This window comes from Zwartia vadi (genome assembly GCF_030410375.1).
In the GTDB taxonomy this organism is placed as follows: Bacteria; Pseudomonadota; Gammaproteobacteria; order Burkholderiales; family Burkholderiaceae_B; genus Zwartia; species Zwartia vadi.
This window is the reverse complement of sequence record NZ_JAUHHE010000005.1, coordinates 80,339-106,309: the sequence shown is the minus strand read 5'-3', so window position 1 is coordinate 106,309 and position 25,971 is coordinate 80,339. Positions and strand designations below refer to the sequence as shown.

Annotated in this window: 26 protein-coding genes; 15 read left to right on the top strand and 11 right to left on the bottom strand. The window is 54.2% G+C overall.

Annotated features, from left to right (window positions below):
• Positions 1 to 142: 142 nt before the first annotated feature.
• The gene (locus tag QWY27_RS05830; RefSeq protein WP_290195635.1) at positions 143 to 2,986 is read left to right on the top strand and encodes an Rne/Rng family ribonuclease; all 2,844 of its coding nucleotides are present in this window, start codon (positions 143 to 145) and stop codon (positions 2,984 to 2,986) included.
• Positions 2,987 to 3,097: 111 nt separating this feature from the next.
• Here QWY27_RS05830 and accD read toward each other — a convergent pair whose 3' ends face one another.
• From accD to pncB, 6 genes are all read right to left on the bottom strand, one after another.
• Positions 3,098 to 3,982, bottom strand: a complete 885-nt coding sequence (gene accD / locus QWY27_RS05825) for an acetyl-CoA carboxylase, carboxyltransferase subunit beta (protein WP_290195633.1) — start codon at positions 3,980 to 3,982, stop codon at positions 3,098 to 3,100.
• Complete coding sequence (trpA, locus tag QWY27_RS05820) at positions 3,979 to 4,836, bottom strand: tryptophan synthase subunit alpha (RefSeq protein WP_290195632.1); 858 nt, start codon at positions 4,834 to 4,836, stop codon at positions 3,979 to 3,981. The genes accD and trpA overlap by 4 nt, the downstream gene beginning before the upstream one ends.
• A 24-nt stretch (positions 4,837 to 4,860) precedes the next feature.
• Positions 4,861 to 6,060 (bottom strand): tryptophan synthase subunit beta, encoded by a 1,200-nt coding sequence (gene trpB, locus QWY27_RS05815; protein WP_290195629.1) that lies wholly within the window; start codon positions 6,058 to 6,060, stop codon positions 4,861 to 4,863.
• A gap of 142 nt (positions 6,061 to 6,202) precedes the next feature.
• Positions 6,203 to 8,443 carry a RelA/SpoT family protein gene (locus tag QWY27_RS05810; RefSeq protein ID WP_290195628.1) on the bottom strand — a complete coding sequence of 747 codons (2,241 nt, stop codon included), beginning with the start codon at positions 8,441 to 8,443 and terminating at the stop codon, positions 6,203 to 6,205.
• A gap of 76 nt (positions 8,444 to 8,519) precedes the next feature.
• Positions 8,520 to 8,870, bottom strand: coding sequence for a RidA family protein (locus QWY27_RS05805; RefSeq protein ID WP_290195626.1), 351 nt, complete (start codon positions 8,868 to 8,870; stop codon positions 8,520 to 8,522).
• Positions 8,871 to 8,923: 53 nt separating this feature from the next.
• The gene (gene pncB, locus QWY27_RS05800) at positions 8,924 to 10,099 is read right to left on the bottom strand and encodes a nicotinate phosphoribosyltransferase (protein ID WP_290195624.1); all 1,176 of its coding nucleotides are present in this window, start codon (positions 10,097 to 10,099) and stop codon (positions 8,924 to 8,926) included.
• 121 nt (positions 10,100 to 10,220) lie between these two features.
• Here pncB and fdxA point away from each other — a divergent pair, with 121 nt between their 5' ends.
• The 10 genes from fdxA to QWY27_RS05750 all read left to right on the top strand — a co-directional run bounded on the left by fdxA (position 10,221) and on the right by QWY27_RS05750 (position 18,839).
• Positions 10,221 to 10,544, top strand: a complete 324-nt coding sequence (gene fdxA, locus QWY27_RS05795; protein WP_290195622.1) for a ferredoxin FdxA — start codon at positions 10,221 to 10,223, stop codon at positions 10,542 to 10,544.
• A gap of 32 nt (positions 10,545 to 10,576) precedes the next feature.
• Positions 10,577 to 11,422: a ferredoxin--NADP reductase gene (locus QWY27_RS05790; RefSeq protein ID WP_290195621.1), complete on the top strand. Its 846-nt coding sequence runs from the start codon at positions 10,577 to 10,579 to the stop codon at positions 11,420 to 11,422.
• 127 nt (positions 11,423 to 11,549) lie between these two features.
• The gene (locus QWY27_RS05785; RefSeq protein WP_290195619.1) at positions 11,550 to 12,776 is read left to right on the top strand and encodes a polyhydroxyalkanoate depolymerase; all 1,227 of its coding nucleotides are present in this window, start codon (positions 11,550 to 11,552) and stop codon (positions 12,774 to 12,776) included.
• On the top strand, positions 12,776 to 13,420 hold the full coding sequence (locus QWY27_RS05780) for an RnfABCDGE type electron transport complex subunit B (RefSeq protein WP_290195860.1): 645 nt from the start codon (positions 12,776 to 12,778) through the stop codon (positions 13,418 to 13,420). Before QWY27_RS05785 ends, QWY27_RS05780 begins: the two co-directional genes overlap by 1 nt.
• The gene (nth, locus tag QWY27_RS05775) at positions 13,417 to 14,052 is read left to right on the top strand and encodes an endonuclease III (RefSeq protein ID WP_290195617.1); all 636 of its coding nucleotides are present in this window, start codon (positions 13,417 to 13,419) and stop codon (positions 14,050 to 14,052) included. The genes QWY27_RS05780 and nth overlap by 4 nt, the downstream gene beginning before the upstream one ends.
• Before the next feature lie 88 nt (positions 14,053 to 14,140).
• Positions 14,141 to 14,914: an ABC transporter ATP-binding protein gene (locus QWY27_RS05770; RefSeq protein ID WP_290195615.1), complete on the top strand. Its 774-nt coding sequence runs from the start codon at positions 14,141 to 14,143 to the stop codon at positions 14,912 to 14,914.
• A complete protein-coding gene (locus QWY27_RS05765) occupies positions 14,911 to 15,621 on the top strand; it encodes an ABC transporter ATP-binding protein (RefSeq protein ID WP_290195613.1) in 711 nt (236 codons plus the stop codon). The genes QWY27_RS05770 and QWY27_RS05765 overlap by 4 nt, the downstream gene beginning before the upstream one ends.
• A 52-nt stretch (positions 15,622 to 15,673) precedes the next feature.
• Entirely contained in the window at positions 15,674 to 16,885 is a 1,212-nt protein-coding gene (locus tag QWY27_RS05760) for an ABC transporter substrate-binding protein (RefSeq protein WP_290195611.1), read from the top strand.
• A gap of 83 nt (positions 16,886 to 16,968) precedes the next feature.
• Complete coding sequence (locus QWY27_RS05755; protein WP_290195609.1) at positions 16,969 to 17,856, top strand: branched-chain amino acid ABC transporter permease; 888 nt, start codon at positions 16,969 to 16,971, stop codon at positions 17,854 to 17,856.
• Complete coding sequence (locus QWY27_RS05750) at positions 17,853 to 18,839, top strand: branched-chain amino acid ABC transporter permease (protein ID WP_290195608.1); 987 nt, start codon at positions 17,853 to 17,855, stop codon at positions 18,837 to 18,839. Before QWY27_RS05755 ends, QWY27_RS05750 begins: the two co-directional genes overlap by 4 nt.
• Before the next feature lie 3 nt (positions 18,840 to 18,842).
• Here the strand turns inward: QWY27_RS05750 and QWY27_RS05745 are convergent, their stop codons facing one another.
• From QWY27_RS05745 to QWY27_RS05735, 3 genes are read right to left on the bottom strand one after another with little or no spacing between them, the layout of a single operon-like run.
• Positions 18,843 to 19,415 carry a biotin transporter BioY gene (locus tag QWY27_RS05745; RefSeq protein WP_290195858.1) on the bottom strand — a complete coding sequence of 191 codons (573 nt, stop codon included), beginning with the start codon at positions 19,413 to 19,415 and terminating at the stop codon, positions 18,843 to 18,845.
• Between the two features lie 37 nt (positions 19,416 to 19,452).
• On the bottom strand, positions 19,453 to 20,043 hold the full coding sequence (locus QWY27_RS05740) for an energy-coupling factor transporter transmembrane component T family protein (RefSeq protein ID WP_290195606.1): 591 nt from the start codon (positions 20,041 to 20,043) through the stop codon (positions 19,453 to 19,455).
• The gene (locus QWY27_RS05735) at positions 20,043 to 20,720 is read right to left on the bottom strand and encodes an energy-coupling factor ABC transporter ATP-binding protein (RefSeq protein ID WP_290195603.1); all 678 of its coding nucleotides are present in this window, start codon (positions 20,718 to 20,720) and stop codon (positions 20,043 to 20,045) included. Before QWY27_RS05735 ends, QWY27_RS05740 begins: the two co-directional genes overlap by 1 nt.
• 52 nt (positions 20,721 to 20,772) lie before the next feature.
• Here QWY27_RS05735 and msrB point away from each other — a divergent pair, with 52 nt between their 5' ends.
• From msrB to QWY27_RS05715, 4 genes are read left to right on the top strand one after another with little or no spacing between them, the layout of a single operon-like run.
• Positions 20,773 to 21,171, top strand: coding sequence for a peptide-methionine (R)-S-oxide reductase MsrB (gene msrB, locus QWY27_RS05730; RefSeq protein WP_290195601.1), 399 nt, complete (start codon positions 20,773 to 20,775; stop codon positions 21,169 to 21,171).
• Positions 21,168 to 21,755, top strand: a complete 588-nt coding sequence (locus QWY27_RS05725) for a septation protein A (RefSeq protein WP_290195599.1) — start codon at positions 21,168 to 21,170, stop codon at positions 21,753 to 21,755. The genes msrB and QWY27_RS05725 overlap by 4 nt, the downstream gene beginning before the upstream one ends.
• On the top strand, positions 21,752 to 22,036 hold the full coding sequence (locus QWY27_RS05720) for a BolA family protein (RefSeq protein WP_290195597.1): 285 nt from the start codon (positions 21,752 to 21,754) through the stop codon (positions 22,034 to 22,036). Before QWY27_RS05725 ends, QWY27_RS05720 begins: the two co-directional genes overlap by 4 nt.
• Positions 22,033 to 22,806 carry a peptidylprolyl isomerase gene (locus QWY27_RS05715; RefSeq protein WP_290195595.1) on the top strand — a complete coding sequence of 258 codons (774 nt, stop codon included), beginning with the start codon at positions 22,033 to 22,035 and terminating at the stop codon, positions 22,804 to 22,806. Before QWY27_RS05720 ends, QWY27_RS05715 begins: the two co-directional genes overlap by 4 nt.
• 27 nt (positions 22,807 to 22,833) lie before the next feature.
• Here the strand turns inward: QWY27_RS05715 and ligA are convergent, their stop codons facing one another.
• Positions 22,834 to 24,876, bottom strand: a complete 2,043-nt coding sequence (ligA, locus tag QWY27_RS05710) for an NAD-dependent DNA ligase LigA (RefSeq protein ID WP_290195594.1) — start codon at positions 24,874 to 24,876, stop codon at positions 22,834 to 22,836.
• 15 nt (positions 24,877 to 24,891) lie between these two features.
• Positions 24,892 to 25,965, bottom strand: a complete 1,074-nt coding sequence (locus QWY27_RS05705; protein WP_290195592.1) for a cell division protein ZipA C-terminal FtsZ-binding domain-containing protein — start codon at positions 25,963 to 25,965, stop codon at positions 24,892 to 24,894.
• Positions 25,966 to 25,971 lie beyond the last annotated feature (6 nt).

Sequence of the window (25,971 nt, the reverse complement as noted above, 5' to 3'; positions counted from 1 at the left end):
CACCGTGCCGGTCTAAAGACCTTTTCTTCGTTCGCCCTCAACAAGGGTGCGCGTCCTCCTTGCCTGCTTCTGTGTTTCGCAGCCAACAACCCGTGGCTGCGCGTCGAATTCCGGCGCGCCATTTAAATGGAGAAACCCTCTCATGAAGCGCATGTTGTTTAACGCGACGCACCAAGAAGAACTACGCGTTGCAATCGTCGATGGGCAAAAGCTGATCGACCTTGATATCGAAATCGCCGGACGCGAACAACGCAAAGGCAATATCTATAAAGGTGTCATTACCCGCATCGAACCTGGCCTCGAGGCTTGTTTCGTCAATTACGGCGAAGACCGTCACGGCTTTTTACCCTTCAAAGAAATCGCACGCAGCTATTTCAAAGAAGGCGTGGACGTTCGTGCCGCGCGCATTCAAGATGCGCTGCGCGAAGGTCAAGAGCTGATCGTTCAGGTCGAAAAAGAAGAGCGCGGCAACAAAGGCGCGGCACTGACTACCTTCATTTCGCTCGCCGGTCGCTACCTGGTTCTGATGCCCAATAACCCGCGTGGCGGCGGTGTTTCGCGTCGCGTCGAGGGCGAAGAGCGCCAAGAGCTGCGTGAAGCCATGGATCAACTGACGATCCCTCCCGGCATGAGCATCATCGCCCGTACAGCCGGCATCGGTCGCAATGCCGAGGAGCTGCAGTGGGACATGTCCTACTTGATGCAACTCTGGACGGCCATCGATGGTGCCGCCAAAGAAAACCCCGCACCGATCCTGATTTATCTTGAATCGAGTCTGGTGATTCGCGCAATCCGAGATTATTTCTCGCCTGATATTGGCGAGATTTTGATCGATACGGACGATATTGCGGACCAAGCAACCGCTTTTATGAGCGTGGTGATGCCGGATAACGTCGAGCGCGTCAAACGCTACCGCGACGATGTCCCTCTTTTCTCGCGCTTCCAGATCGAACACCAGATTGAAACAGCGTACTCGCGCACAGTCGAACTGCCCTCCGGCGGTTCGATCGTCATTGATCATACCGAAGCCTTGGTCGCGGTGGACGTGAACTCTGCCCGCGCGACTCGCGGTGCCGATATCGAAGAAACAGCCCTGCGCACCAACCAGGAAGCTGCCGACGAAGTCGCCCGCCAACTGCGTCTGCGAGATTTGGGTGGTCTGATCGTGATCGATTTTATCGATATGGAAGACACCAAAAATCAGCGCGCGGTCGAAAACCGTCTGCGTGATGCGCTGCATTTTGACCGCGCACGCGTTCAGATGGGCAAAATCTCCCGCTTTGGCCTGATGGAGCTTTCCCGTCAGCGTCTGCGACCCGCCCTAAACGAGGGATCTCACATCACCTGCCCGCGCTGTAATGGCACAGGCGTGATCCGTGATGCAGAGTCCAGCGCCTTGCAAGTCTTGCGTTTGCTCCAAGAAGAGGCCATGAAAGAAAACACAGCGGCCGTGCACGCGCAGGTGCCGGTTGATGTGGCGACTTTCTTGTTGAATGAGAAACGCTCGGATATCACCAAAATCGAGACGCGCCTCAAGGTCAACTTGATCCTGATCCCCAACCGCCATCTCGAAACGCCGCATCACCATATCGAACGTCTGCGTCATGATGATCCACGTCTTGAGGATATCAAAACCAGCTTTGATCTCGTGGATGCACCCTCGACCGACATGAGTTGGGCACCCAAAGAGCAGGAAATCAAAGCCAAGCCCGAAGCGCTCGTCAAAGGCATCACTCCATCGCAGCCTGCACCGGTTTCCTCCACGCCTGCCAAGAAAGCTGAAACGCCTGCCACCCCTGGCTTGTTCTCACGCTTGTTTGGCTGGCTCACGGGTGGTTCCTCTGCCGACAAGAAAGAGGAGGCCCCCAAGCCCTCCGACTCCCGCGATCGCGGCCGTTCCGCTCAAGGTGACCGACGCGGCGGTAATCGTGGTGGGCGTGGACGTCGTCCGGACAACCGTGGCGAGAGTCGCCCGGCAACTGGCGAAACAGCGACAGCCGATTCACGCCGACCTCCAAAAGACGAACTCACCCAGCGCGCGCCTCAAGCCCGCATCGAAAGCGCCGAACAAGGTGACGAGAACCCACGTGGCAACCGCAATCGTCGTGGCCGCGGTCGCAACCGTCGCGAAGACACAGGTGATGTCCGCACAGAGCAGACAGAAGGCCTGTCAGCCAATGCATTGGATACAGCCGCTCCCGCTGCCACCGAGCGTCGCCCCCAGGCTGCGCGTCCAACACCCTCTGTTGCACAGCTTTCTGATGACCAAGCCAACCTTCAACAAGGTCTGGATGCTCAGGGTTTTGCAGAGGATGATGCCGATCAGGCCGATCCAGAGCGCAAACGCCGTCGTCGCCGCAGTCGTCGCGGTCGTCGTGGCGCAGAGGAAGGCACGAGCATGGACAGCCGCGATGATCAATCGCAAGAAGTTGATGGCTACAACCATGTGTCGAGCCAAGGGCTTTCAGCTGCGCCGGTCAACTATGTTGAGCCCGGTTCAAACACCTCGCAAGCACCTGCCACTGCTCTGACGCCCGTTGCATCAGCTCCTGTTACATCTGCCCCGGTACCTGAGGCTACTGTAGCAGCTGCGACTCCTCCTGCTGTTTCACCGATCGCTGTGGCTCCTGTTGCTGCACCGATCGCTGCACCGATTGCCGCACCGATCCAAACCGCAGCCACCGCAGTCATTTCTGAACCAGCACCTGCACCTGTAACGCCTCAAGTTGCACCAGAACCGGCGCCTGTTCAGACGACAACAGCCTCCTCTGCTCCGATTGTGGTTCCGGTCGCACCTGCTGACAAAGCAACGCTGCATGCAATTGTGCAACGCGCTGGTCTGCAGTGGGTAGAGAGTGATCCTGTTCGCGTGGCGCAAGCGATGGCCAGCCAACGAATCGTGCCGGTCAAGCTTGGTCGCGAGCCTAAGCCCCGCGCGGTGATTTCTAACGAGCCATTGGTTCAGGTAGAGACGACCCGCTTATAAGCTTCTTATAAGCTTTTGAGCGCTCAGTAAAAAAGGCGTATCAACTCAGTTGATACGCCTTTTTCTTGGCTCAGCTTTTTTTCTTGACCCAGCTTTTATCTTGATCCGAATTTAAGCTGCTGCAACGCTATCGACGGGCTGATTCGTCATAATTGCCATCAAACGCGCGAGTTCCTCGCGCAGTTGACGTCGATCCAAAACCATATCAATCGCACCTTTTTGTTGCAGGAACTCCGAGCGCTGAAAACCCTCGGGAAGCTTCTCGCGCACGGTCTGCTCGATCACGCGCGGGCCTGCAAAGCCAATCAGTGCCTTGGGCTCGCCAATCACGACATCGCCCATGAACGCGAAGCTTGCCGACACACCACCCATCGTGGGGTCGGTCAGGACACTGATGAAAGGCAGCTTTGCCTCGGCTAAACGCGTCAACATGGCATTCGTTTTAGCCATCTGCATCAATGAAAATAAACTCTCCTGCATCCGTGCGCCACCTGAGGCAGCCACGCAAATGAAAGGCACTTTATTTTTAATTGCTGCTTGGACGCCCTGAACAAAACGCTCTCCGACGACTGAACCCATCGAGCCACCCATGAATTCAAATTCAAAACATGCTAAGACACACGACACATTCCGAATGGCGCCACTGACCACCACCAAGGCATCCGTTTCACCTGTTTGACGGACTGCTTCTTGGACACGTTCGGGGTACTTGCGCGAATCTTTAAACTTAAGCGGATCCATTGAACGGGTATTGGAACCAATTTCAACGCGGCCTTCGATATCAAGCAAGGACTCGATTCGCGCACGCGCGCCAATACGCATATGGTGATCACACTTCGGGCAAACATGTAGGTTTGCCGCGAGGTCTTCATTGTAGAGAACAGACTCGCACGAGGGACATTTTACCCAAAGCCCCTCGGGGACGCGCTTGCTGGGTGTTTCCTGTGCAGGCGCTTTGTTGATGCGAGGAGGGAGAAGCTTTCCGAGCCAACTCATTTCGCATGCTCCGCATGGCGTGCGACATCCATTGCCTGGCGTATGCCGGCTAGCCAGCCAGCGCCTGCGTCAATTGCAGCCTGAGACTGCTTTTCGATCGGCAAACCCGCAGCAGCCTTGGTCATGGTGTCGATCAGTTTGCTACCAATCACAACGGCATCAGCAACCAGACTGATACTTTGCGCGCTTTTTGCGTCGCTAATCCCAAAACCTACGCCCACTGGAAGGGCAACATGCTGGCGGATGCCTTTGAGACGCATCGCTACATCCGCGGTGTCCAGATGGCCGGCACCCGTCACACCATTCAACGAGACGTAGTAGACGTAACCACGCGCGATCTTTCCGACTGCACGAATCCGTGCCTCAGTCGAAGTCGGAGCCAGCAAGAAAATCGGGGCGATGTGGTGCTTGTTGAGCAAGCCGACAAAATCATCAATCTCCTCGGGAGGATAATCGACTGTCAACAGCCCATCCACACCGGCTTGCTCTGCCTGCTCGGCGAACGCTTGCTGACCGATATTTTCAATCGGGTTGGCATAACCCATCAAGACAATCGGTGTTTCCTGATCATGCTGACGAAACTCAGCAACCATTGACAGCACATGCTTCAAGCCAATGCCCTGGGCAATCGCATGCTCGGCGGCTCGCTGAATGACGGGACCATCAGCCATGGGATCTGAAAAAGGAATACCGAGCTCAATCACATCGGCGCCCGCTTTTACGAGTGCATGCATTAAAGGCACCGTGGTTGCAGGCAGTGGGTTACCCGCTGCGATATAAGGAATCAGCGCAGCGCGTTGCTGGGTTGCTGCGCGGTCAAACGCGGCGGCGATGCGATCTTTTTGTTGAGCCATATTAATTTAAAAGCCTTTAAAACCTTAGAGCACGATGCCCGCACGTTGTGCGACCGTGTTGATATCCTTGTCACCTCGCCCGGACAAATTCACGAGAATGACTTGGTCCTTGGAGAGCGTCGGCGCCAACTTGGCGGCGTAAGCGAGCGCATGCGATGTCTCGAGCGCCGGAATGATGCCTTCGATTTGGCAGCAGTGATGAAAACTTGCCAGCGCTTCATCGTCCGTCACGCTCACATAAGAAGCGCGTCCGCTGTCTTTGAGCCAAGCGTGCTCAGGACCAACGCCTGGATAATCCAAACCGGCCGAGACCGAATGTGTTTCTGAGACTTGTCCGTTTTCATCCTGCAGGACATAGGTGCGATTGCCGTGCAACACACCCACGCGACCGGCCGTCAATGAGGCAGAATGCTTGCCCGTTTCGACACCTTCGCCAGCGGCTTCAACGCCAACCAGTTTGGTGTGTTCATAAGGAATGTAGGGATGGAAAATACCCATCGCATTGGAGCCGCCGCCCACGCATGCCAGCACGTAATCGGGCTGACGGCCCGCGTACAGGGGCATTTGCTCGATCGACTCTTGACCGATGACAGAGTGGAAATTACGGACCATCATCGGATAAGGGTGAGGTCCCGCTACTGTACCGATGATGTAGAAGGTGTCTTCGACATTGGTGACCCAGTCACGCATCGCCTCGTTCAACGCGTCCTTGAGGGTTTTGGAACCTGACTCCACGGGCACCACCGTCGCACCCAGCAACTTCATGCGAAACACATTGGGCGATTGACGCTTGACGTCCTCGCTACCCATATACACCACACACTCCATGCCATAGCGCGCGCAAACAGTCGCTGTCGCCACGCCATGCTGACCGGCGCCGGTCTCAGCGATGATGCGTCGCTTGCCCATGCGGCGAGCCAACAAGGCCTGACCCAGGCTGTTGTTGATTTTGTGGGCGCCCGTGTGATTGAGGTCTTCGCGCTTGAACCAGATCTGGGCACCCCCGAGCTCCTCGGACCATCGACGCGCGTGGTAGACCGGCGTCGGACGACCGACGAAGTGCTTGAGCTCGTATTCAAACTCAGCCAGAAAATCAGGGTCGTTGCGGTACTTGTCATAGGACAGACGCAACTCCTCAATAGCTTGCATGAGTGTTTCTGCTGCGAATACACCACCGTAGGGGCCAAAATGCCCTTTGGCGTCGGGGAAGTCATAGGGTTTCAAGACCGGATCTCCAGATCAGACCGCGCTACGCCGACAACAATATGCCAGGCGCGTGATACTTTCTAAAGGTTGGATTTTACCAGTGCTTGAAAGGAAAAGCCCTAGGCAATCCCCCAATCCGAGCGCCCCCGCTTCAGCCCCCTCAGGCGCCGGTCGAGCGCCGCACGGCTGTCATCACGCCAGCAACTTCTTGCAATGACGACAAAACGCGCTGCAACTCAGTGCCATCACGTATTTCAACCGTGAACGACATATACGCGATCGATGCTTTGCTGTGGGTATTGACCCCCACAACGTTCAAACGCAATCTGGCAAACACCTCCGACAAATCCCGCAGCAAGCCCGCGCGATCCTGGGCTTGTACATATAAATCGACAGGGAAAAGCGCCTGAGCCTGGGTCTCACCCCAGGTAACGTCGATCACTCTCTCTGGTTGTTTGAGCTTTAGAGCTAGGAAGCTTGCACAGTCCGCACGGTGGATCGAGACGCCGCGCCCCCGTGTCACAAAACCTGAGATCCCATCGGGTGGAGCGGGACGGCAACATCTCGCCAACTGAGTCAGCAAAGAGTCGACCCCAACCACCAGCACACCACTTTTGGTCCCTGCCCCGCTGCGCTCGGCGCGCGAAGCGGGCACAACCAAGGACTCCAGGCTCGGCTCGGCCACAGCCGCAACGGGCTGAAACACCGCGTCGATTTGACGCAAACTGAACTCTTCCTTAGCGGCAGCCACATACAAATCATCGGCCTGGGCAAAGCCCAGCTGCTGTGCGAGATGCTCAAGATTGACGGCAGTTTTACCCAATCTCTGGAGCTCTTTTTCAACCAGAGCCTGTCCTTGGGTGATGCGCTGCTGAAGCTCGATCGCATTAAACCAAGCGCGAACTTTCGCGCGCGCACGAGGACTAGCCAGAAAACCAAGCTGGGGATTGAGCCAGTCACGTGAAGGTCCACCAGACTTGGTGGTCACAATTTCAACTGTCTGTCCGGTATGCAGCTGGGTTTGCAAAGGCACCATCTGACCATCGATCCTTGCACCCCGACAACGGTGACCGAGATCAGTATGCAAGTGGTATGCGAAATCAACAGGCGTCGCACCCGTCGGGAGTTCGACGACACGGGCTTGCGGGGATAAAACGTAAATCCGCTCTTCGGGCGGCTTGGTTATGCGCGCCGCGGAGCGACGCTCTGTCACCGAGCCAGAATCCAGTGTTGAAGCCGCGGCCGTCCCTGTGCCGCCTCCTGGCCGCTTCGCAGCTTCAGTGTTCCAGGCGAGTAATTGACGCATCCAGGCTAGCTGTCGGTCGTACTGCCCGCTTCCGACCGCAGGATCACCCGCCCCCGGGCGAGGACCTTCCTTATAGCGCCAGTGCGCAGCCATACCAAACTCTGCAAATTCATGCATCGCGCGCGTGCGAATTTGCACTTCAAACGGACGACCGTTGGTATCGGCAACGACCGTGTGCAGAGAGCGGTAGCCGTTTGGTTTGGGACGCGAGATGTAGTCGTCAAACTCATCCCCCATCGGCATCCAGAGCTCATGCACGAGTCCGAGCGCGCTGTAGCAGTCACGCTCTGTTTGCACGATGATGCGCATCGCCCGCACGTCAAACAACTCGCTGAAATCGAGGTTCTTCTGACGCATCTTGTTGTAGATGCTGTATATATGCTTGGGGCGACCCGTCACATCGGCCGCGATCCCCATCTTTTTGAGTGCAGAGGTCAGCTGCTCGACGGTCTCAGCAATGAATTGTTCTCGCTCAGCACGCTTTTCCTCGAGCAGTCCCGCGATCTCTTTGTAACGCGCAGGATCGGTAAAGCGAAACGCCAGATCCTCCATCTCCCACTTGATCTGCCAGATCCCCAAACGATTGGCCAAGGGAGTGTATAGATCAAGCGTCTCTCGAGCCAGCGCCGGCCTGCAAGGGACTTTCGCACTGGCATGCCAGCGCAAAGTCTGTAGGCGCGATGCCAGTCTCAACAAAACAATACGCAAATCTGCCGCCATAGCCAGCAACATTTTGCGCAACATTTCCTTTTGCATCGGCGCGTCGTCAGAGCCTTCGCTTGCACCACTGGCAATATTGCTTAGCCGGAGCAGTTCACGCGTGCCTTGAACGAGACGGGCGATTTCGGGACCGAATTGATCCTTGATCGGATCGACTGGTCGGCTCGGACTCAGATCAGGTTGCAACAATTCGGATGTGGCCACCAGCAGCGCGGCCGTACGCGTTGCCGGATCCGCTTGCATGCCGCAGAGAATATGCGCTGAGCCTAACGCATGATCCATTAAGCGCTCACCAGAAGGCGTGCATTGATCTCCAAGGGCTTGGCTCGCCCACTGGGCCGCCCGACGCAACAAGGCCTGATCGTCTTCTGTCATGTCGACGGTCAGGGTATTAAGATCGATTTGCGGTGTGGACGACGCCAATTTTTAAACAGTAAGAAAATGACAGACTTTAGACTGCAGCCGTCACAACAATTTCAACTTTGTAATCAGGACCTGCCAGTCTGGCCTCGATCGTGGCACGTGGAGGGGCGTTTCCGGCAGGCACCCAGGCCTCCCAAGCTTTGTTCATACCGTCGTATTCAACGATATTGGCAACAAAAACCTGAGCCATCAAGATACGGGTTTTATCAGTGCCCGCTTGCGCAAGCAAAGCATCGATCGCGGCTAATACTTGTGCGGTCTGGCCTGTAACGTCCTGAGTGGTGTCTTCAGCAACCTGACCGGCCAGATAGGCGACGCCGTTGTAGACCGCCATATCGGATAACCGTTTGCCTACGTTTACACGTTTAATGTTGCTCATTGCTGTTCCTTGAAAAGTAAGAGATGCCAGAGGCATCAGTTGGTATGACTCAATCAGGGGGGTGGGAGTTCAAAAACCTGTCGCAGATAGGCAAGATAGGCTTTATCGTCACACATGGTTTTTTCGGGTGCGTCAGAGACTTTGGCCACCGGCTGACCATTACAGCGCACCATTTTCATCACGATCTGAAGGGGCTCGTGGCCCAAATCATTCGTCAGGTTGGTACCGATCCCGAAAGCTGTTTTGCAGCGCCCGGCGAATCGACGGGTCAATTCAATCGCACGGGGAAATGTTAATGCATCTGAAAAAATCAGGGTCTTGGTGCGGGGATCCACACGGTTGGCTTTGTAATGCGCAATCATGCGCTCACCCCAGTCAAAGGGGTCGCCGGAATCGTGACGCGCGCCGTCAAACAATTTACAAAAATACATATCAAAATCGCGTAGAAAGGCTGCCACACCGTACACATCCGATAGCGCAATCCCCAAATCTCCTCGATATTCCTTGGCCCAAGTATCCAGCGCAAAAACTTGTGAATCTCGCAATCTGGGGCCGAGCGCCTGACAGGCCTGAAGATACTCATGCGCCATGGTGCCCAAGGGCAAAACGCCATGACGCATAGCAAACCAGACATTGCTGGTTCCGGCGAAATGCTTGCCCATTTGGGCTTTCATCGTAATGACCACTTCCTCGTGCCATTCGCGCGAAAAACGTCGTCTTGTGCCGTATTCAGCCACCCTGAAGTCGTCAAGATCAGTCGCTTCGAGTACCAACTTCATTTTGGTCTGCAACCGTTTACGGCCCTCTTCCCAGTCGGGATTGAGACACGTGCGGCGAAAATACACCTCGTTGACGATTGCGAGGACCGGGATTTCAAACAAAATGGTATGCAGCCATGACCCTTTGACCTGGATATCGATTTCCCCGGGCAATGCACCCTCTGTCACTGTGATGCACTTTTCAGGCAGATGAAATAGGCCGAGGAAGTCAATAAAGTCGCTCTTAATGAAGCGTAAACCTCGCAAGTAAGCCAGCTCTTCTTCGTTGAAGCGCAATTGACAGAGGCTATGAATCTCTGAGCGGATTTCATCCAGATAAGGACGCAAATTCACTCCTGGTGTTCGGCATTTGTAGCGATACTCGACCTGAGCCGCAGGGAAATGGTGTAACACCACCTGCATCATGGTGAATTTGTACAGGTCGGTGTCCAGAAGTGATTTGATGATCATGAGCTGTTTTTAGCAATTTTTTTGAACATTAGCACAGCCACCTCACATCTTAGGGGTATCCCGAACATGCGACATCGCTTTGGGTAAAATATAACCATCTAATCGCACCTTGGTGAAGCACATGACGCACGTCGTGACCGAAAACTGTATTAAATGTAAGTTCACAGATTGTGTGGACGTTTGTCCTGTTGATTGTTTTCGTGAAGGCCCAAATTTCCTGGTCATTGATCCGGATGAGTGCATCGACTGTGCCGTCTGTATCCCGGAGTGTCCGGCCAACGCGATTTTTGCCGAAGAAGACGTCCCGCAAGACCAGATGAAGTTCATCGCGCTGAATGCCGAGCTTTCCCCAACTTTCAAAAGCATCAGCCGCTCCAAAAAACCTCTCGAAGACGCGGACAACTGGAACGGTGTTCCCGACAAACTCAAGTACCTTGAGCGCTAATCCGCACGCACACTCCGCCCCTGAATGCGTCCATGAGTGATCAACCCACGCAGCCCAGCCTACCGCGCTATACCCGCCAGACGGTGCTCGGCAAAACACAATGGCTCACCGACAAACTGTTCTCGGTGACCGTCACGCGCGACCCGGAGTTTTCTTTTATCCCGGGTCAATTTGCCCGTTTGGGGTTGTGCGTGGGTGATGACAACACTGGTACAGCAGCTGATCTCGTTCCAAACGAATGGCGCGCGTATTCCATGGTCTCGAAGCCCGATGCCGATTTGCTGGAGTTTTTTTCAGTAGTGGTTCCCGAAGGCAAATTCAGCCCTGCGCTTGCCAGGCTTGAAGCGGGTGACCCGCTCTGGATTGACAAGTCTGTTTTTGGATTTTTGACGCTAGAGCGTTTTGTGGATGGAGAAGATCTGTGGCTCGTCGCGACAGGGACTGGGCTTTCGGCTTATCTTTCCATGCTGCGCGATCCTGCCACCTGGAAACGTTTCAAACGCATCATCCTGCTCCATGGCGTGCGTCATGCGAACGAGCTGGCCTATCGCCAAGAGCTCCTTTCGCTCGCCTCGCTCCATAACAGCCAGCGCACCCAGTTCATCTACCTTCCCGTCACATCCCAAGAACCCTTGACATGTGACCTCTCCCCCTCGGTGCAGCCCCAATGGCTCAGCCCCGCCCGCCTGACAACGCTCTTGAACAGCGGAGAGCTCGAACAACGCGCAGGCGTTGATCTTGACCCTGCGCGCGCGCGCATCATGCTGTGTGGCAACCCTGCCATGGTGACGGATATGCGCGGTTTACTCTCGGCCCGCGGTTTCGCGCCCGGCCGACGCGGCGTCGCCGGCAATCTCGCTGTTGAAAACTACTGGTAAACCCTTGATTGCGTTGTGGTTTTGCGACATTTTGCTGCACCACAGAAAGTCACCGCGCATTTGACACGTGCAAGCTTTCAGATCAGGAGGATAATAGGCCTATCTGCGACCTTATCTGGAATGACACATGCTCTATCATTTGCATGAAATGCACCGGGCCATCATGTCGCCTCTTGCACACTTCACCGAAGTGGGTTCCAAACTCTTTTCCCATGCTGCCAGTCCTCTCGCTTACACGCCCATGGCCAGACAAATGGCCGCAAGCTACGAGCTGATCCATCGCCTAGGCAAGAAATATGAAAAACCTGAGTGGGGCTTGCCCACCACTGAGGTAAACGGCAAAACTGTTTCAGTGACCGAGGAAACCGTTCACTCCAAACCTTTTTGCAATCTGATTTATTTCAAACGAGATATCCCAGAAAAATTACGTCGTGCGACGCCCAAAATGCTTGTTGTGGCGCCTATGTCCGGTCATCACGCGACCCTTCTGCGCGACACGGTGCGTGCACTGCTACCCAACCATGAGGTGTATGTCACCGACTGGATTGATGCGCGCATGGTACCGATGTCTGACGGACCCTTTCATTTGAATGACTACGTGCGTTATGTCCAGGAATTTGTGCGCTATCTCGGACCTGACGTTCATGTCATGTCGGTTTGTCAGCCAACGGTTCCTGTACTTGCTGCGATCTCGCTGATGGCAACAAACAAAGATCCTTGCCTGCCACGTAGCATGGTGATGATGGGCGGCCCGATCGACCCCCGCTGCTCACCCACCCAAGTCAACCGTCTAGCCACCACCAAACCATTCGAATGGTTTGAAGAAAAACTGATCCATGCTGTGCCGCCTCAGTATCCCGGTGCGGGACGCCGTGTCTATCCTGGCTTCCTGCAGCACGCCGGCTTTTTATCGATGAATCCGGACCGTCATTTGAAATCGCATTACGATTTCTATCTGGATTTGCTGCGTGGTGACGATGATGATGCAGAAGCGCATCGCCGTTTTTACGACGAGTACAACGCTGTGCTGGATATGTCTGCCGACTTTTATCTCGACACGATCCGCGTGGTCTTTCAGGACTTTGACTTGCCAAACGGCACCTGGGAAATTGACGGACAACTCGTGCGTCCCGCCGATATCAAATCAGTCGCATTGTTCACGATTGAAGGCGAGCTCGATGATATATCCGGAGAAGGACAGACACGCGCAGCGCAAACGCTCTGCTCAGGCATCCCAGCCAAGCGGAAACAGCATTTCACCGCTCCAGATTGCGGGCATTACGGTATTTTCTCCGGACGCCGCTGGCGTACGACGATTTGCCCCCAGATAGCGGAATTCGTCCGTCGGTTTTGATGTTGGCTGAGCGTATCAATCGTTTGCTTCCGCAGACACAGTGCACGAAATGTGGTTTTGATGGATGCGCCCCCTATGCGCAAGCCATTGCACTGGATCAAGCCCCGATCAATCGCTGTCCACCAGGTGGAGATGAGGGTATTGCGGCCTTGGCGCAGTTGCTTGATCGTCCACTTTTGCCTTTGGACACGTCGTGCGGACACCATGTGCCTTTGCAAGTCGCTGTCATAGATGAGCAATACTGCATTGGCTGCACGCTCTGCATTCAGGCCTGTCCCGTCGATGCGATACTGGGTGCCTCAAAATTGATGCATACAGTTATTGCACAAGACTGCACCGGATGCGACTTGTGCGTAGCACCTTGCCCGGTGGACTGCATCGAAATGGTCAATGTCGAACCTGCGCGAACCTGGACACGCAACGATGCTGACAAAGCGCGTGTGCGTTACGAGCGCAGACAAAGCAGACTCAAGCGCACGCCTCTGAGCTTGAGACGTGACGAGGGATCACCCGCACCAGAAAAATCCACCCCCTGCTCACCTGTACAGCTCCGTGCAGAGCCGAACACGCTCCTGGATAAACAAACGGCTGTCCAAGCTGCTCTCGCGCGTGCGCGTGCGAGACGCAGTGCCAATTCAGCATGAACCCACACAAACGTAGAGAAATTTTCACGCGCTTACGTGCGGCGAATCCCAACCCCACCACAGAGCTTGAATATGCAAGCGACTTTCAGCTGCTGATCGCTGTCATGTTGTCTGCTCAATCCACGGATAAAGCCGTCAACATCGCGACACGGAAATTTTTCCCTCGTTATGGCACACCTAGGGCAATGCTGGCGCTAGGCGAAGATAAGCTTAAAGACTATATCAAGACAATCGGTCTCTACAAAACAAAGGCCAAGAATGTCATCGCAACCTGCGGGATTTTGCTCGACAAGCATGGCGGTGAAGTCCCTCAAACGCGTGAAGAGCTGGAAGCACTTCCGGGTGTCGGTCGCAAAACAGCCAACGTCGTGCTCAATACCGCTTTTGGTCAACCAACGATCGCCGTAGACACCCACATTTTCAGAGTCTCGAATCGAACCAAGATCGCTCCAGGCAAAGATGTGGTGGCCGTTGAAAAAGGACTGGAAAAATTCGTCGCCGACGAGTTCAAACTTGATGTCCATCACTGGTTGATTTTGCATGGACGCTACGTCTGTGTTGCACGCACCCCGAAATGCCCGCAGTGCGGAATCGCCGACCTATGCGAATACTCCAAAAAGACTAAGGGTTAATACCCGATGACAAACCCGCATTGAGTATTTCATCCAATCTACGCCATACTTAGTTATCAGGCTTAAAACGATATGGGCGGGCGGTTGTATGCAAGACATCATTCTGGAGACACGTGGACTCACAAAAGAATTTCGGGGTTTTGTCGCAGTCAACGATGTGTCCTTGCGCGTGCAGAGAGGCCAGATACATGCTTTGATTGGCCCCAATGGTGCTGGCAAAACGACTTGTTTTAATTTACTCACGAAATTTCTGACGCCCACCAACGGGCAAATCCTGTTCAATGGTTTGGACATCACGCGCGACTCGCCTGCACACATTGCTCGGCGAGGCATTATTCGCTCTTTTCAGATTTCTGCAGTTTTCCCGCATCTGTCCGTTCTTGAAAACGTCCGCATTGGTTTACAACGCGAAACGGGCCTGTCCTTTCGTTTTTGGATGAGTGACAAGCGCTTGGACAAATTGAACGCACGCGCACGTGAATTGCTCGATCAAGTCGATCTTGGCGAGTTCGCAGACGAAATGACTGCCAGTCTTCCCTATGGCCGCAAGCGCGCTTTGGAAATCGCGACCACGCTTGCTATGGAACCAGAACTGATGCTTCTCGATGAACCCACTCAAGGCATGGGTCACGAGGATGTTGACCGCGTGACCCAACTCATCAAGCGCGTGAGCGTCGGCCGGACCATTTTGATGGTTGAGCACAATATGAATGTCGTGTCTTCGATTGCCGACACCATCACCGTGCTCGCACGCGGAGCGGTGCTGGCCGAGGGCACCTATGCTCAGGTCTCTAAAAATCCTGCCGTGATGGAGGCCTACATGGGCACTACCGAAGGCGAACTGGAGGGCGCACACGGATGAACACCATCGCTCTTGAGATCAAAAATCTACATGCCTGGTATGGCGAGTCCCACATCCTGCATGGCGTGGACCTCACAGTCAATAAGGGCGAAGTCGTGACCTTGCTTGGTCGCAATGGCGCTGGACGCACCACAACACTGAGAGCGATTTTAGGTTTGACGGGCTCGCGCAAGGGGTCGGTGCGCGTGCATGGGCAAGAAGCCATCGATATGCCGACCTTTAAGATTGCGCACTTGGGGATTGGTTATTGCCCGGAAGAGCGCGGGATTTTTGCGAGTCTGTCCTGCGAGGAAAACTTACTGCTGCCTCCTCCAGTTGGCGTGCCTGGCGGCGGCATGACACTCTCGGAAATCTACGAGATGTTTCCCAATCTGCTGGAACGCCGTCACTCTCCCGGTACACGCTTGTCTGGTGGTGAGCAACAGATGCTGGCAGTCGCCCGCATTTTGCGCACGGGTGCCAATCTTCTTTTGCTCGACGAGATTTCAGAAGGTCTGGCTCCCGTCATTGTGCAAGCACTCGCCCGGATGATCACCACGCTTAAAGCCAAGGGGTACACAATCGTCATGGTCGAGCAAAACTTTCGTTTTGCCGCCCCCCTCGCTGATCGTTTTTATGTGATGGAGCACGGACAGATCGTCGAGAGCTTCAGTGCCAATGAATTAAAGGAAAAGCAATCAGTGTTGAATGAATTGCTAGGCGTTTAAAAACATACACAATCAATAATATTTTATTAGCAGCGAATCCCAGGAGAATTAAATGAAACTTCGTACCCTTAGCGCTTCGCTGATGTTGGCGGGCCTCGGACTTGTCGGCCACACCGCGCAGGCAAACATCTCGGACAATGTGATCCGTATCGGCTTTTTGACTGACATGGCCAGCGTCTATTCGGACATCGATGGTGCAGGTGGCGTCGAAGCCATTCGCATGGCGATTGCCGACGCGGGTGGTGAAATCAATGGTAAAAAAGTTGAACTCGTTTTTGCAGATCACCAAAACAAAGCTGACGTCGCCGCGGCACGCGCCCGCGAATGGTTCGACCAACAAAAAATCGACATGCTGGTAGGTGGAACAAACTCCGGCGTCAACCTCGCCTTGGCCGGTATCGCAGCTGAAAAGAAAAAGCCATTTTTCGCGATCGGTGCTGCCGCATCGGATCTGACAGGCTCACAATGCACACCTTACACCGTTCATTGGGCCTATGACACTGTAGCTCTTGCCCGCGGAACAGGCTCCGCTGTTGTAAAAGCAGGCGGTAAGACGTGGTATTTCCTGACGGCTGATTACGCCTTTGGTCATGCCCTCGAGCGAGACACTGCCAAAGTCGTCAGGGAATCAGGTGGTGAAGTCAAAGGACAGGTTCGCGCGCCCTTGAACTCCTCCGACTTTTCCTCTTTCTTGCTGCAGGCTCAAAGCTCAAAGGCGCAAATCCTGGGCTTGGCTAACGCAGGTGGTGACACCATCAACTCGATTAAAGCCGCCAATGAGTTCGGTATCGGCAAAACGATGAAATTGGCGGGTCTGCTGATTTTCATTAATGACATTCATTCTCTCGGTCTACAAGCCACCCAAGGTATGCAATTTACAGACGGTTGGTACTGGGATCAAAATGATGAGACACGCGCATGGTCCAAGAAATTTGAAGCCCGCGTCAAGCGTAAGCCTTCGATGATTCAAGCAGGTGACTACTCAGCCGTGTCTTTTTACCTGAATGCCATCAAAGCGACGGGTAGCGATGACGGCGATACGGTCATGAAATGGATGAAATCCAATAAAGTCAACGATATGTTTGCCAAGAATGGATATGTCCGCGAAGACGGACGCATGGTGCACGATATGTTCTTGATGGAAGTCAAGAAACCAAGCGAATCCAAAGGCCCTTGGGACTATTACAAACAGATCGCCGTGCTGCCCGGTGAGGAAGTATTTACCAAACTCTCCGAATCCACCTGCAAGCTCGTCAAGAAGTAAGCAGACCCCACCCCCGGCGACCAATCGGTCTGTCCGGGGGTATTACTCTGTTCTGGCAATTGGCTTGTTGAAGTAGGCAGACGATGATCACTATTTTTGGTATTCCCTTGCAGGCATTTCTAGGCCAGTTGTTGCTGGGCCTGGTAAACGGCTCCTTCTATGCCATATTGTCGCTGGGCTTGGCTGTTATTTTTGGCTTGCTCAACGTCATCAACTTTGCTCACGGCGCGCTGTATATGCTGGGCGCTTTTCTGGCTTGGATGGGCTTGAACTACCTTGGGCTTAATTACTGGGTGATGCTGATCCTTGCTCCAATTTTGGTAGGGCTTTTTGGCATCCTGATTGAAAAATTTCTACTCAAGCATCTCTACAAACTTGATCATCTGTATGGCCTGTTATTGACCTTTGGCATCACACTGTTGATCGAAGGTTTATTCAGAAGTTTTTATGGCGCGTCCGGTCAGCCCTATTCAACACCAGAGGCTCTGCGCGGCGCCACAAACCTTGGCTTTATGATGCTCCCGAATTATCGGGCCTGGGTGGTCGTGGCCTCCTTGACGGTCTGTCTGATCACTTGGTTCATTATTGAGCGCACAAAACTCGGCGCACTCTTGCGCGCGGGAACAGAAAATCCAAGGCTCGTCGAAGCATTTGGCGTGAATGTCCCGCTGATGATCACCTTGACTTATGGCTTCGGAGTTGCCCTGGCTGGTTTCGCCGGCGTGTTGGCCGCACCGATCATTCAAGTCTCGCCGTTGATGGGGTCCAACTTGATCATCGTTGTGTTCGCGGTCGTTGTGATCGGCGGAATGGGTTCAATCTTGGGGGCAATCGTGACAGGTCTTGGGCTCGGTGTCATTGAGGGACTGACAAAAGTCTTCTGGCCAGAAGCCTCAAGCACGGTCGTTTTCATCATCATGGCGATTGTCTTGCTGATTCGCCCAGCCGGTTTGTTCGGAAAAGAAAAATGAATCGTCAGAATCTCGGCTATCTCATTGCGTTGATCTTGTTGGCCCTTGTGCCCTTGACAGGTATCTATCCTGTTTTTGTCATGAAGATCATGTGCTACGCACTCTTTGCCTGCGCTTTCAATCTCTTGCTGGGCTTTACGGGTCTACTTTCATTTGGTCATGCAGCCTTTCTCGGGAGTGCCGCATACGCCTCGGGGCACGCAATAAAAATATGGGGTTTCCCGACTGAAGTCGGGCTGGCTTTTGGCGTGCTCGTGGCCGGAGTCCTAGGGCTGGCGATGGGTGCACTGGCCATTCGTCGCAGCGGGATCTACTTTGCGATGATCACGCTTGCCCTGTCTCAAATGGTGTATTTCTTCTTTCTGCAAGCGAAGTTCACGGGTGGTGAGGACGGCTTGCAGGGTGTGCCGCGTGGAACCTTGTTTGGTCTGATTGACTTGAAAAGCGACTTCAACCTCTACTACCTGGTCATGGTGATTTTTGTCTTAGGATATTTCATCATTTGGCGGACTGTTCACTCTCCCTTTGGACAGGTACTCAAAGCCATTCGTGAAAACGAAGCCCGCGCGACCTCACTTGGTTATGACGTAGACCGCTTCAAGCTTCTGGCCTTTGTTCTCTCGGCAATGTTGGCCGGTCTGGCTGGCTCGACCAAGATGCTCATTTTTGTCTCCGCGACCTTGACCGATGCGACCTGGCAAATGTCTGGTTTGGTGATCCTGATGACACTGATTGGCGGGCTGGGTACCTTAGTCGGTCCGGTGATCGGCGCCTTTATTGTCGTGCTGCTTGAAAACAAAGTCGGCGATCTTGGTGCCACGCTTACGAGCTGGACCGGGATTGAATGGTTTCAACGTTTGGGTGAATCCGTCACGATCGTGATCGGATTGATTTTCGTGATTTGCGTGCTGGCTTTTCGTCGCGGTATCGTGGGCGAGTTTAGTGCCTGGCTTGAGCGTCGCAAGGCGCTCAAGCAAACTTGATCCTCAAACCAGTGCCAGTCGCCGAACGCGCTGTGCAACAAGACCTGCAATCAGTGCTTTGAGCAAGTCGCCAGGAATAAAAACCACAATGGCCCAGGCGGCTTTGCTCAAAGTCATTCCGGTGACCATCGACAGCCAGGGGATGCCCGCGGCATAGACCACCAGCATACCTCCCGCAACGCTGGCCAACCAGTATCTGAAAACCTGCGGCGCGATGGTTGACCAACCCTGCTGTCCACCTGAGGCCTGACCACTTGGCAAACGCCCCGCAAGCCAACCTGTCACAAGGGCACCCGGGATCATGCCCAAGAGAAAGCCTCCTGTTGGACCTGCCAGCACGGCCAAACCCGCTCGTCCGCCAGGCAATACTGGAAGACCGATCATGGCGATCAAGACATAGGTCAAGACCACCAAGCCGCCCCGCCAGGGACCCAAGATCAAACCCGCAAGCATCACACCAAAAGTCTGCAAGGTAACCGGCACGGGCACCCAAGGGACGGGCACAGGAGGAATCAGTCCCAGCACGATAATCATCGCTGTAAAAAGGGCAACCAATACCAGATCTTTTGTGTTCAACATCCGTTATCCAAAATTAGAAATATTCAATCGAGCGCTACTGCCTGGCGTCCACCGCATCGGCTATATCCTGAGCGCGACGCAATGTCCGCAACAACATGGGGACACCCATTGTAAGTGGACTCGCTTTCAGTCCTCGCGCAGCCTGCGCTTCGCGAATTTCCGTCCATTGCATTGAAAGCTCAGGGATCAGACGCAGCGTCAGACCAAACACCAGCGCGACGCGCCCGCTGTTGACCCAGCCGCGAGCATGCAAAGGCTGCAGCACCCAGACCAATACATCCATCATTTGCGCAATTGAAGTCGTCATCGAAACCAATAGCGCACCAAGCAGCAAGGCCCCCATGCGCAACCCTACCTCGAGGGCTGCAAGAGGTGACTGCGCCACTGCCGCAAACACAGTGATGGCCAATACGAGCCAACTTAAGCTACGAATGTGGTGCCATAGCTTGTCCAGCCGCGCTCCAGACTGCTGGATGAGACCAAGCACAGCGATCAATGCAATCAACAGAATTCGCCAGTCGCGCACCCCCATCAATCCGGCACCCGCCAGCATGAGTAACGAGAGCTTGAATCCTGCGGACATCCGGTGGAGCCAACTCTGCCCGGGAAAATAAAAAGCGCCCATCAGCCGCAGTGCTCCCGATACCAAGATGTGGCCGAATCTGGCAGCCCATCAAACGCTAGTCGTCCGTCCTTAAGGATCAGTACACGATCCATCGTTTGCATCAACTCCAGATCGTGGCTCACAATCACGGCAGATTGGGGCAGCGCGGACAGATGCTGCTCGAAACGGTTGCGCAATCTCAAATCAAGTTGCGTAGTTGGTTCGTCAAACACCAGAATCTCTGGCTGCATGGCTAACACGCCGGCAAGTGCGACCAACTGTCTCTCGCCACCTGAAAGTGTATGGATCAAGCGATCCTGCAAGTGGAGGATACCGAGTTGACTCAAGGCATCAATGATGCGCAGGCGTCTGGCCGAGGCTTCGGGTACACGTCGTTTCAGACCAAATTCGATATCCTCACTCACGACAGGAAAAACAATCTGGTTATCAGGGTTTTGAAATACAAAACCGACCTTCCTGCGTATCTTTTCAACCTCATGCCGAGTGTCTAGTCCATTCACGCAGACTTGACCGACTTGCGGAAGCAATAAACCGTTAATAAGTCGAATAAAAGTACTTTTACCAGAGCCATTCGGACCAATGATGCCGATGCGACGCTCAGACAGGCTTAAGCTCAAGTCCGCCAACGTTTGACGGCCCTCGCGTTCGACAAAGATATTTTTAAACTCGATTAACATGGTGAATGATTATGCATGAGAACTTTTTCCAAAACGATCACTCCAAGTAAATATGCCAAAAATCAATAAAACCGACGCTGAATGGAAAGCTCAGCTTTCGCCCGAGGAATACTACGTTGCCCGCCAAAAAGGGACCGAGCGCGCCTTCACGGGGCGCTACTGGGATCATCGTGAGTACGGCATCTATCGCTGCGTAGGCTGCGGGACTGCATTGTTCGCCTCGGACACTAAATTTGACGCTGGCTGTGGTTGGCCAAGCTATTTTGAGCCGATCAATCCGGAAAACGTCAAAGAAGAATCAGATTTTTCTCACGGCATGGTGCGCACAGAAGTCATGTGCAACGTCTGTGACAGTCACTTGGGACACGTATTTCCCGATGGCCCACCTCCCACAGGGCTGCGTTATTGCATAAACTCTCTGTCCCTGACGTTCGAACCTGTCAAAACATGAAAAAATTCCTGTTCGACCTCTTTCCCCTCATATTATTTTTTGTTGCCTATCGTTTTGCGGACATTTATGTTGCCACTGCCGTCGCGATTGCAGCCGCCGTCCTGCAAATACTGTGGATCAAGCTCACGCGCAAACCCGTCGAGACCATGCATTGGGTCAACTTTGCCGTGATCGTATTTTTTGGCGGCGCGACGCTCTGGCTCCAGAACGAAGCCTTTATCAAATGGAAACCAACCGTACTGTACTGGTTGTTTGGCTCGGTATTACTAGTGAGCAAATACCTGATGGGACGCAACTTGATGCAAAAGCTGCTGGGCGCCAAGGTTTCGATGTCTGATGAGGCCTGGGGCAAACTCAACCTGAGCTGGGCACTTTTTTTCCTGGCCGCGGGTGGACTGAATGTATTCGTTGCCTTTTCCGGTCTGTTTACCGAAAGTCAGTGGGTCAATTTCAAGGTCTTTGGCCTGATGGCGTTACTGATTGTTTTTGTGATTGCCCAATCCATCTGGCTGGGCAAGCATATGCAACAAGAAGAACCTACAGAGCAGCTTGCGTCACCCGAGTCCAAGGAAATCAAACCATGACCAGTGTGACCAATCCTCACCTCGCCTTGCTCAAAGAGCGGCTGGCCCCGCTCAATGCCGTTGAAATGGACATTGTCGACGAGTCTCACCTGCATGCCGGACACTCCGGTAATCCAGGTAACGCCAGTCACTTCCGCGCCACAATCGTGGCCGAATGTTTTAACAACCGACCGATGATTGCGCAACATCGGCTGGTGTATGATCTTTTGCGCGATTTAATCCCACACCCGATTCATGCGCTTGCGCTGACTACTCGGGCGCCCTCCAAAGGAAATTCATGAAACGTATCGTTATGCTCGCCGCCGCACTTGTGCTGGTTGCACCTCTCCATGCTCAAAACGTTGCCACTGTAAATGGCAAAGCAATTACCCAGGCGAACGTCGATCAATTTGTAAAATTGTTGGTTGCCCGTGGCGCGACTGACTCCCCGGAAATGCGCGACCAGATCAAGCAAGAACTGATCAACCGTCAGGTCATGGTCCAGGCCGCTGATGCGGCAGGCATCCCCAAGGACCCCACAGTCGCCATCGAACTCGAACTCGCGCGTCAAGGCATTTTGGTACAGGCCCTGATGGCCGACTACCTGAAAAAGAATCCAATCACCGAGGAAGCTGTCAAAGCCGAGTACGAGAAACTTAAAAAAGCTGAAGCTGGTAAATTTGAATACAACGTGCGCCACATCCTGGTCGAAGACGAAAAGACTGCCAACGACATCCAGGACCAGCTCAAGAAAAAAACAGCCAAGTTCGAAGATCTCGCCAAACAATCCAAGGACACCGGCAGTGCCGCACGTGGTGGTGAGCTCGGCTGGGCGCCAGACAGCAATTATGTCGAGCCCTTCGCCAAGGCTGTGGCAGCCACCAAGAAAGGACAGCTTGCCGACAAGCCCGTCCAGTCTCAGTTTGGCTGGCACGTGATCGAAGTCTTGGACGTTCGTCCAATCGAGTTCCCGCCCCTGGATCAGGTTCGCAAAGAGCTCGAGCAAATGATGCGTGAACAAGCGCTGGCCGCTTATCAGGCAAAACTGCGCAGCGAAGCCAAGATTCAGTAATACTGACTCACCTGCATTAGACTGAAGCTACTGCGAGGCCTCAAGCAATGTCTTGAGGCCTTCTTCATTCAACACCGTCACGCCTAGCTCAGTCGCTTTTTCGAGCTTGCTACCAGCTTCTTCGCCAGCAACCACATAGCTTGTCTTGCGTGAAACAGATCCACTGACTTTCCCGCCTGCGGCGATGATGCGACTGGACGCCTCTTCGCGCGACCAAGTCGGTAGCGTGCCTGTCAGTACAAAAGTCTTGCCCGCCAAACCTGAACTGCGCTGCGCTTCTGGCGCCTGCGGCTCGACACCCTGCTCACGCAAGGCACGCACCACCTCCTGATTGTGTGGTTCGGCAAAAAATCGGGCGATCGAACCCGCCACCACAGGCCCCACATCCGGGACATTTAGCAACGCTTCAGGGGTAGCCTGCATCAGCGCTTCGATCGAACCGAAATACAAGGCCAAATCTCGCGCCGTGGTTTCGCCAACGTGTCGAATCCCCAGAGCAAAAATCAAACGATTCAGTTGTGGGCGCTTGGCCTGAGCAATCGCTTCGATCAGGTTCTCGGCTGACTTGCGACCCATGCGGTCATATTCCGAGAGCTCATCGACACGTAATGTGTAGATCTCTGCCAAAGAATGGATACGACCCCGATCGACCAGTTGTTCGACCAGCTTTTCACCTAAACCCTCAATATCCAGCGCTTTACGGCCTGCCGCGTGTATCAAACTCTGCTTGCGCTGAGCAGCGCAAAATAGTCCGCCCGTACAACGCGCAATGGCCTCATCCTCCACCCGCTCGATCGCTGATCCGCAAACAGGGCAGGCACTTGGCATCACAAAAGAAGCAGCGAAAATGGGGCGCTTTTCTAATATCGGACCAACGACTTCGGGGATCACATCACCTGCGCGACGCACGATGACGGTATCCCCCACCCGCACATCCTTGCGCAAGATTTCAGTTTCGTTGTGCAAGGTCGCATTGGTCACAGTGACGCCCCCCACAAATACAGGTGCTAGACGGGCCACTGGTGTAATCGCCCCTGTGCGACCTACCTGCACCTCGATATCCAGCAATACGGTGGTCGCTTCTTGGGCTGGAAACTTGTGTGCGACAGCGAACCGCGGCGCGCGTGCAACAAAGCCCAAAACACGTTGAGCAATTAAGTCATCGACTTTGTAGACCACACCGTCAATGTCGTAGGGCAATTGCGCGCGCCGTGCGCCCACCTCGGCATAAAACTGCAACAACTGATCGGCACCACGCGCCAGTACATGTTGTTTTTCATTGACTGGCAAGCCAAGCGCTTGCATCCACGCGAGCATGTCACGATGACGCGGAAATTGAACCTCTCCGATATCACCCCATCCATATGCAAAAAAACTCAACGGTCTGGTCGCGGTGATACGCGAATCGAGCTGACGCAAACTCCCAGCAGCTGCATTGCGCGGATTAACAAAAATTTTCTCGCCACGAGACTGCTGTGCGGCATTTAGGCGACTAAAGTCAGCAAGATTCATGAAAACCTCGCCACGCACTTCCAGAACGCGCGGGACTTCCTGGTCAGACCCCTTGAGTTTGAGTGGGATTGACTTGATCGTACGCACATTTTGGGTGACATCCTCGCCCGTTTGACCATCTCCGCGCGTGGCAGCCTGCACGAGCACGCCCTGTTCATAACGCAAACTGATGGCCAAGCCGTCGAGCTTCAATTCACAAAAGTATGTCACTTCTTCTGAAGGCGCGAGCTTGCCAGCCGCGCGCAACGTGTCTGCAATCCGCTTGTCAAAGGCCCGGACTTCAGCGTCTTCGAAGGCGTTCCCTAAAGAGAGCATGGGGACACTGTGCGTGACACTGCCAAATGCGACAAGCGGGGAAGCTCCAACACGCTGTGTAGGAGAGTCTGCAGTCACTAAGTCGGGATGAGCGGTTTCGAGTGTCTGCAACTCACGCATCAACGCGTCATATTCCGCATCACTCACCACGGGTGCGTCATGGACGTAGTAAGCCTGATTGTGCCGCTCAATCTCACTACGTAACCAAAGCAAGCGCTCGGTCACCGAGTCCCTCTGAGACATGGTCGAGAGCCTGCTCTAAGCAAAAACGCGTCGTGCGCGTGGGCTACCTGCAGCAAAACCTGCGGTTTCAAGCTGCGCATAGAGAGTTTTAAGTTTCTCATCGATCGCCACATCCGCCCCTGGCTGCAAGGGACGCAACTGATCATCCACCAACTCGCCTCCAACCCGACGCGCTAATTCGAAACCGACCTCGGCCATCTTTCCGAACGCTCGCGTATCGACAGGACTGCACGGCACATCAAGAAGCAGGCTTAAGCGATCAACACTTGCCATACCAGCATCGAACGACTCCGCATCCGCGCGTGACAACGTGAAACACACCAAACCATAGTCGCCCAACCAGACGAGTCCGCCATTAAACGGAACAAAACCCATGTTGACAGCCGCTGTAGTCACCTCCGTGACAGGACGCATGCTCCCAAGCAGCAGCGTTAAACCGACCTGGGTATCCAGCGCGGCACAGGTGTCATCCAGACGGGAAGCCGCATCCAGGACGTACTGTTGGTCCGGGCCTTCGATTGTGGATTCGAGCTGATCCGCCAGGCCTTGTGCACGATTCCAGATTTGCGACCACTCAATCGCTGACAGTGCCCCACTGCGATTGGCAAGCAAAACAGCCAAGTGCACAGAAACGTATTGACCATCGAGACGCAATCGCGCGTCCAGCTGGCCCTCCGCATCCTGAGCAAACATACGGACGGGTTTGCGACCCGCATTTCGCAGAGACTGCAACAGCGGCACCAGGTCTTCGCCCAGCATCGGCCCCTGGAAAGTGATTTCGATCACGACTTCAGTCGAAGGATCAGGCCCCTGCTCATCTAACGCTGCATCGGGATGCTCCTCGGCGGCATGACTGACCGAGTGCGCAAGGCCGTCATCTATTGCCACGCGTACGCCACCCAGACCAGGTTCGCGCCGCAGCTCGCCTGCAGCGACAAGAGAATCGCCAAGCAGCGGATCCTGTTCGATCACAGGCATTTGTGCTTGCATCCGACGCCTGACGCGACGATCCTGGAACCAGTTAAAGCCAAGCAGCAGCACGATAATCGCTGCACCGATCACAATAAGATAAATCTGCAACTCACTCATGTGTTG

What these genes read in the sequence shown, in the direction of transcription:
- QWY27_RS05830 (WP_290195635.1), top strand. Translation starts at nt 143, where the DNA reads ATGAAGCGCATGTTGTTTAACGCGACGCACCAAGAAGAACTACGCGTT.
- accD (WP_290195633.1), bottom strand. Translation starts at nt 3,982, where the DNA reads ATGAGTTGGCTCGGAAAGCTTCTCCCTCCTCGCATCAACAAAGCGCCT.
- trpA (WP_290195632.1), bottom strand. Translation starts at nt 4,836, where the DNA reads ATGGCTCAACAAAAAGATCGCATCGCCGCCGCGTTTGACCGCGCAGCA.
- QWY27_RS05810 (WP_290195628.1), bottom strand. Translation starts at nt 8,443, where the DNA reads ATGACAGAAGACGATCAGGCCTTGTTGCGTCGGGCGGCCCAGTGGGCG.
- QWY27_RS05805 (WP_290195626.1), bottom strand. Translation starts at nt 8,870, where the DNA reads ATGAGCAACATTAAACGTGTAAACGTAGGCAAACGGTTATCCGATATG.
- pncB (WP_290195624.1), bottom strand. Translation starts at nt 10,099, where the DNA reads ATGATCATCAAATCACTTCTGGACACCGACCTGTACAAATTCACCATG.
- fdxA (WP_290195622.1), top strand. Translation starts at nt 10,221, where the DNA reads ATGACGCACGTCGTGACCGAAAACTGTATTAAATGTAAGTTCACAGAT.
- QWY27_RS05790 (WP_290195621.1), top strand. Translation starts at nt 10,577, where the DNA reads ATGAGTGATCAACCCACGCAGCCCAGCCTACCGCGCTATACCCGCCAG.
- QWY27_RS05785 (WP_290195619.1), top strand. Translation starts at nt 11,550, where the DNA reads ATGCTCTATCATTTGCATGAAATGCACCGGGCCATCATGTCGCCTCTT.
- QWY27_RS05780 (WP_290195860.1), top strand. Translation starts at nt 12,776, where the DNA reads ATGTTGGCTGAGCGTATCAATCGTTTGCTTCCGCAGACACAGTGCACG.
- nth (WP_290195617.1), top strand. Translation starts at nt 13,417, where the DNA reads ATGAACCCACACAAACGTAGAGAAATTTTCACGCGCTTACGTGCGGCG.
- QWY27_RS05770 (WP_290195615.1), top strand. Translation starts at nt 14,141, where the DNA reads ATGCAAGACATCATTCTGGAGACACGTGGACTCACAAAAGAATTTCGG.
- QWY27_RS05765 (WP_290195613.1), top strand. Translation starts at nt 14,911, where the DNA reads ATGAACACCATCGCTCTTGAGATCAAAAATCTACATGCCTGGTATGGC.
- QWY27_RS05760 (WP_290195611.1), top strand. Translation starts at nt 15,674, where the DNA reads ATGAAACTTCGTACCCTTAGCGCTTCGCTGATGTTGGCGGGCCTCGGA.
- QWY27_RS05755 (WP_290195609.1), top strand. Translation starts at nt 16,969, where the DNA reads ATGATCACTATTTTTGGTATTCCCTTGCAGGCATTTCTAGGCCAGTTG.
- QWY27_RS05750 (WP_290195608.1), top strand. Translation starts at nt 17,853, where the DNA reads ATGAATCGTCAGAATCTCGGCTATCTCATTGCGTTGATCTTGTTGGCC.
- QWY27_RS05740 (WP_290195606.1), bottom strand. Translation starts at nt 20,043, where the DNA reads ATGGGCGCTTTTTATTTTCCCGGGCAGAGTTGGCTCCACCGGATGTCC.
- QWY27_RS05735 (WP_290195603.1), bottom strand. Translation starts at nt 20,720, where the DNA reads ATGTTAATCGAGTTTAAAAATATCTTTGTCGAACGCGAGGGCCGTCAA.
- msrB (WP_290195601.1), top strand. Translation starts at nt 20,773, where the DNA reads ATGCCAAAAATCAATAAAACCGACGCTGAATGGAAAGCTCAGCTTTCG.
- QWY27_RS05725 (WP_290195599.1), top strand. Translation starts at nt 21,168, where the DNA reads ATGAAAAAATTCCTGTTCGACCTCTTTCCCCTCATATTATTTTTTGTT.
- QWY27_RS05720 (WP_290195597.1), top strand. Translation starts at nt 21,752, where the DNA reads ATGACCAGTGTGACCAATCCTCACCTCGCCTTGCTCAAAGAGCGGCTG.
- QWY27_RS05715 (WP_290195595.1), top strand. Translation starts at nt 22,033, where the DNA reads ATGAAACGTATCGTTATGCTCGCCGCCGCACTTGTGCTGGTTGCACCT.
- ligA (WP_290195594.1), bottom strand. Translation starts at nt 24,876, where the DNA reads ATGTCTCAGAGGGACTCGGTGACCGAGCGCTTGCTTTGGTTACGTAGT.
- QWY27_RS05705 (WP_290195592.1), bottom strand. Translation starts at nt 25,965, where the DNA reads ATGAGTGAGTTGCAGATTTATCTTATTGTGATCGGTGCAGCGATTATC.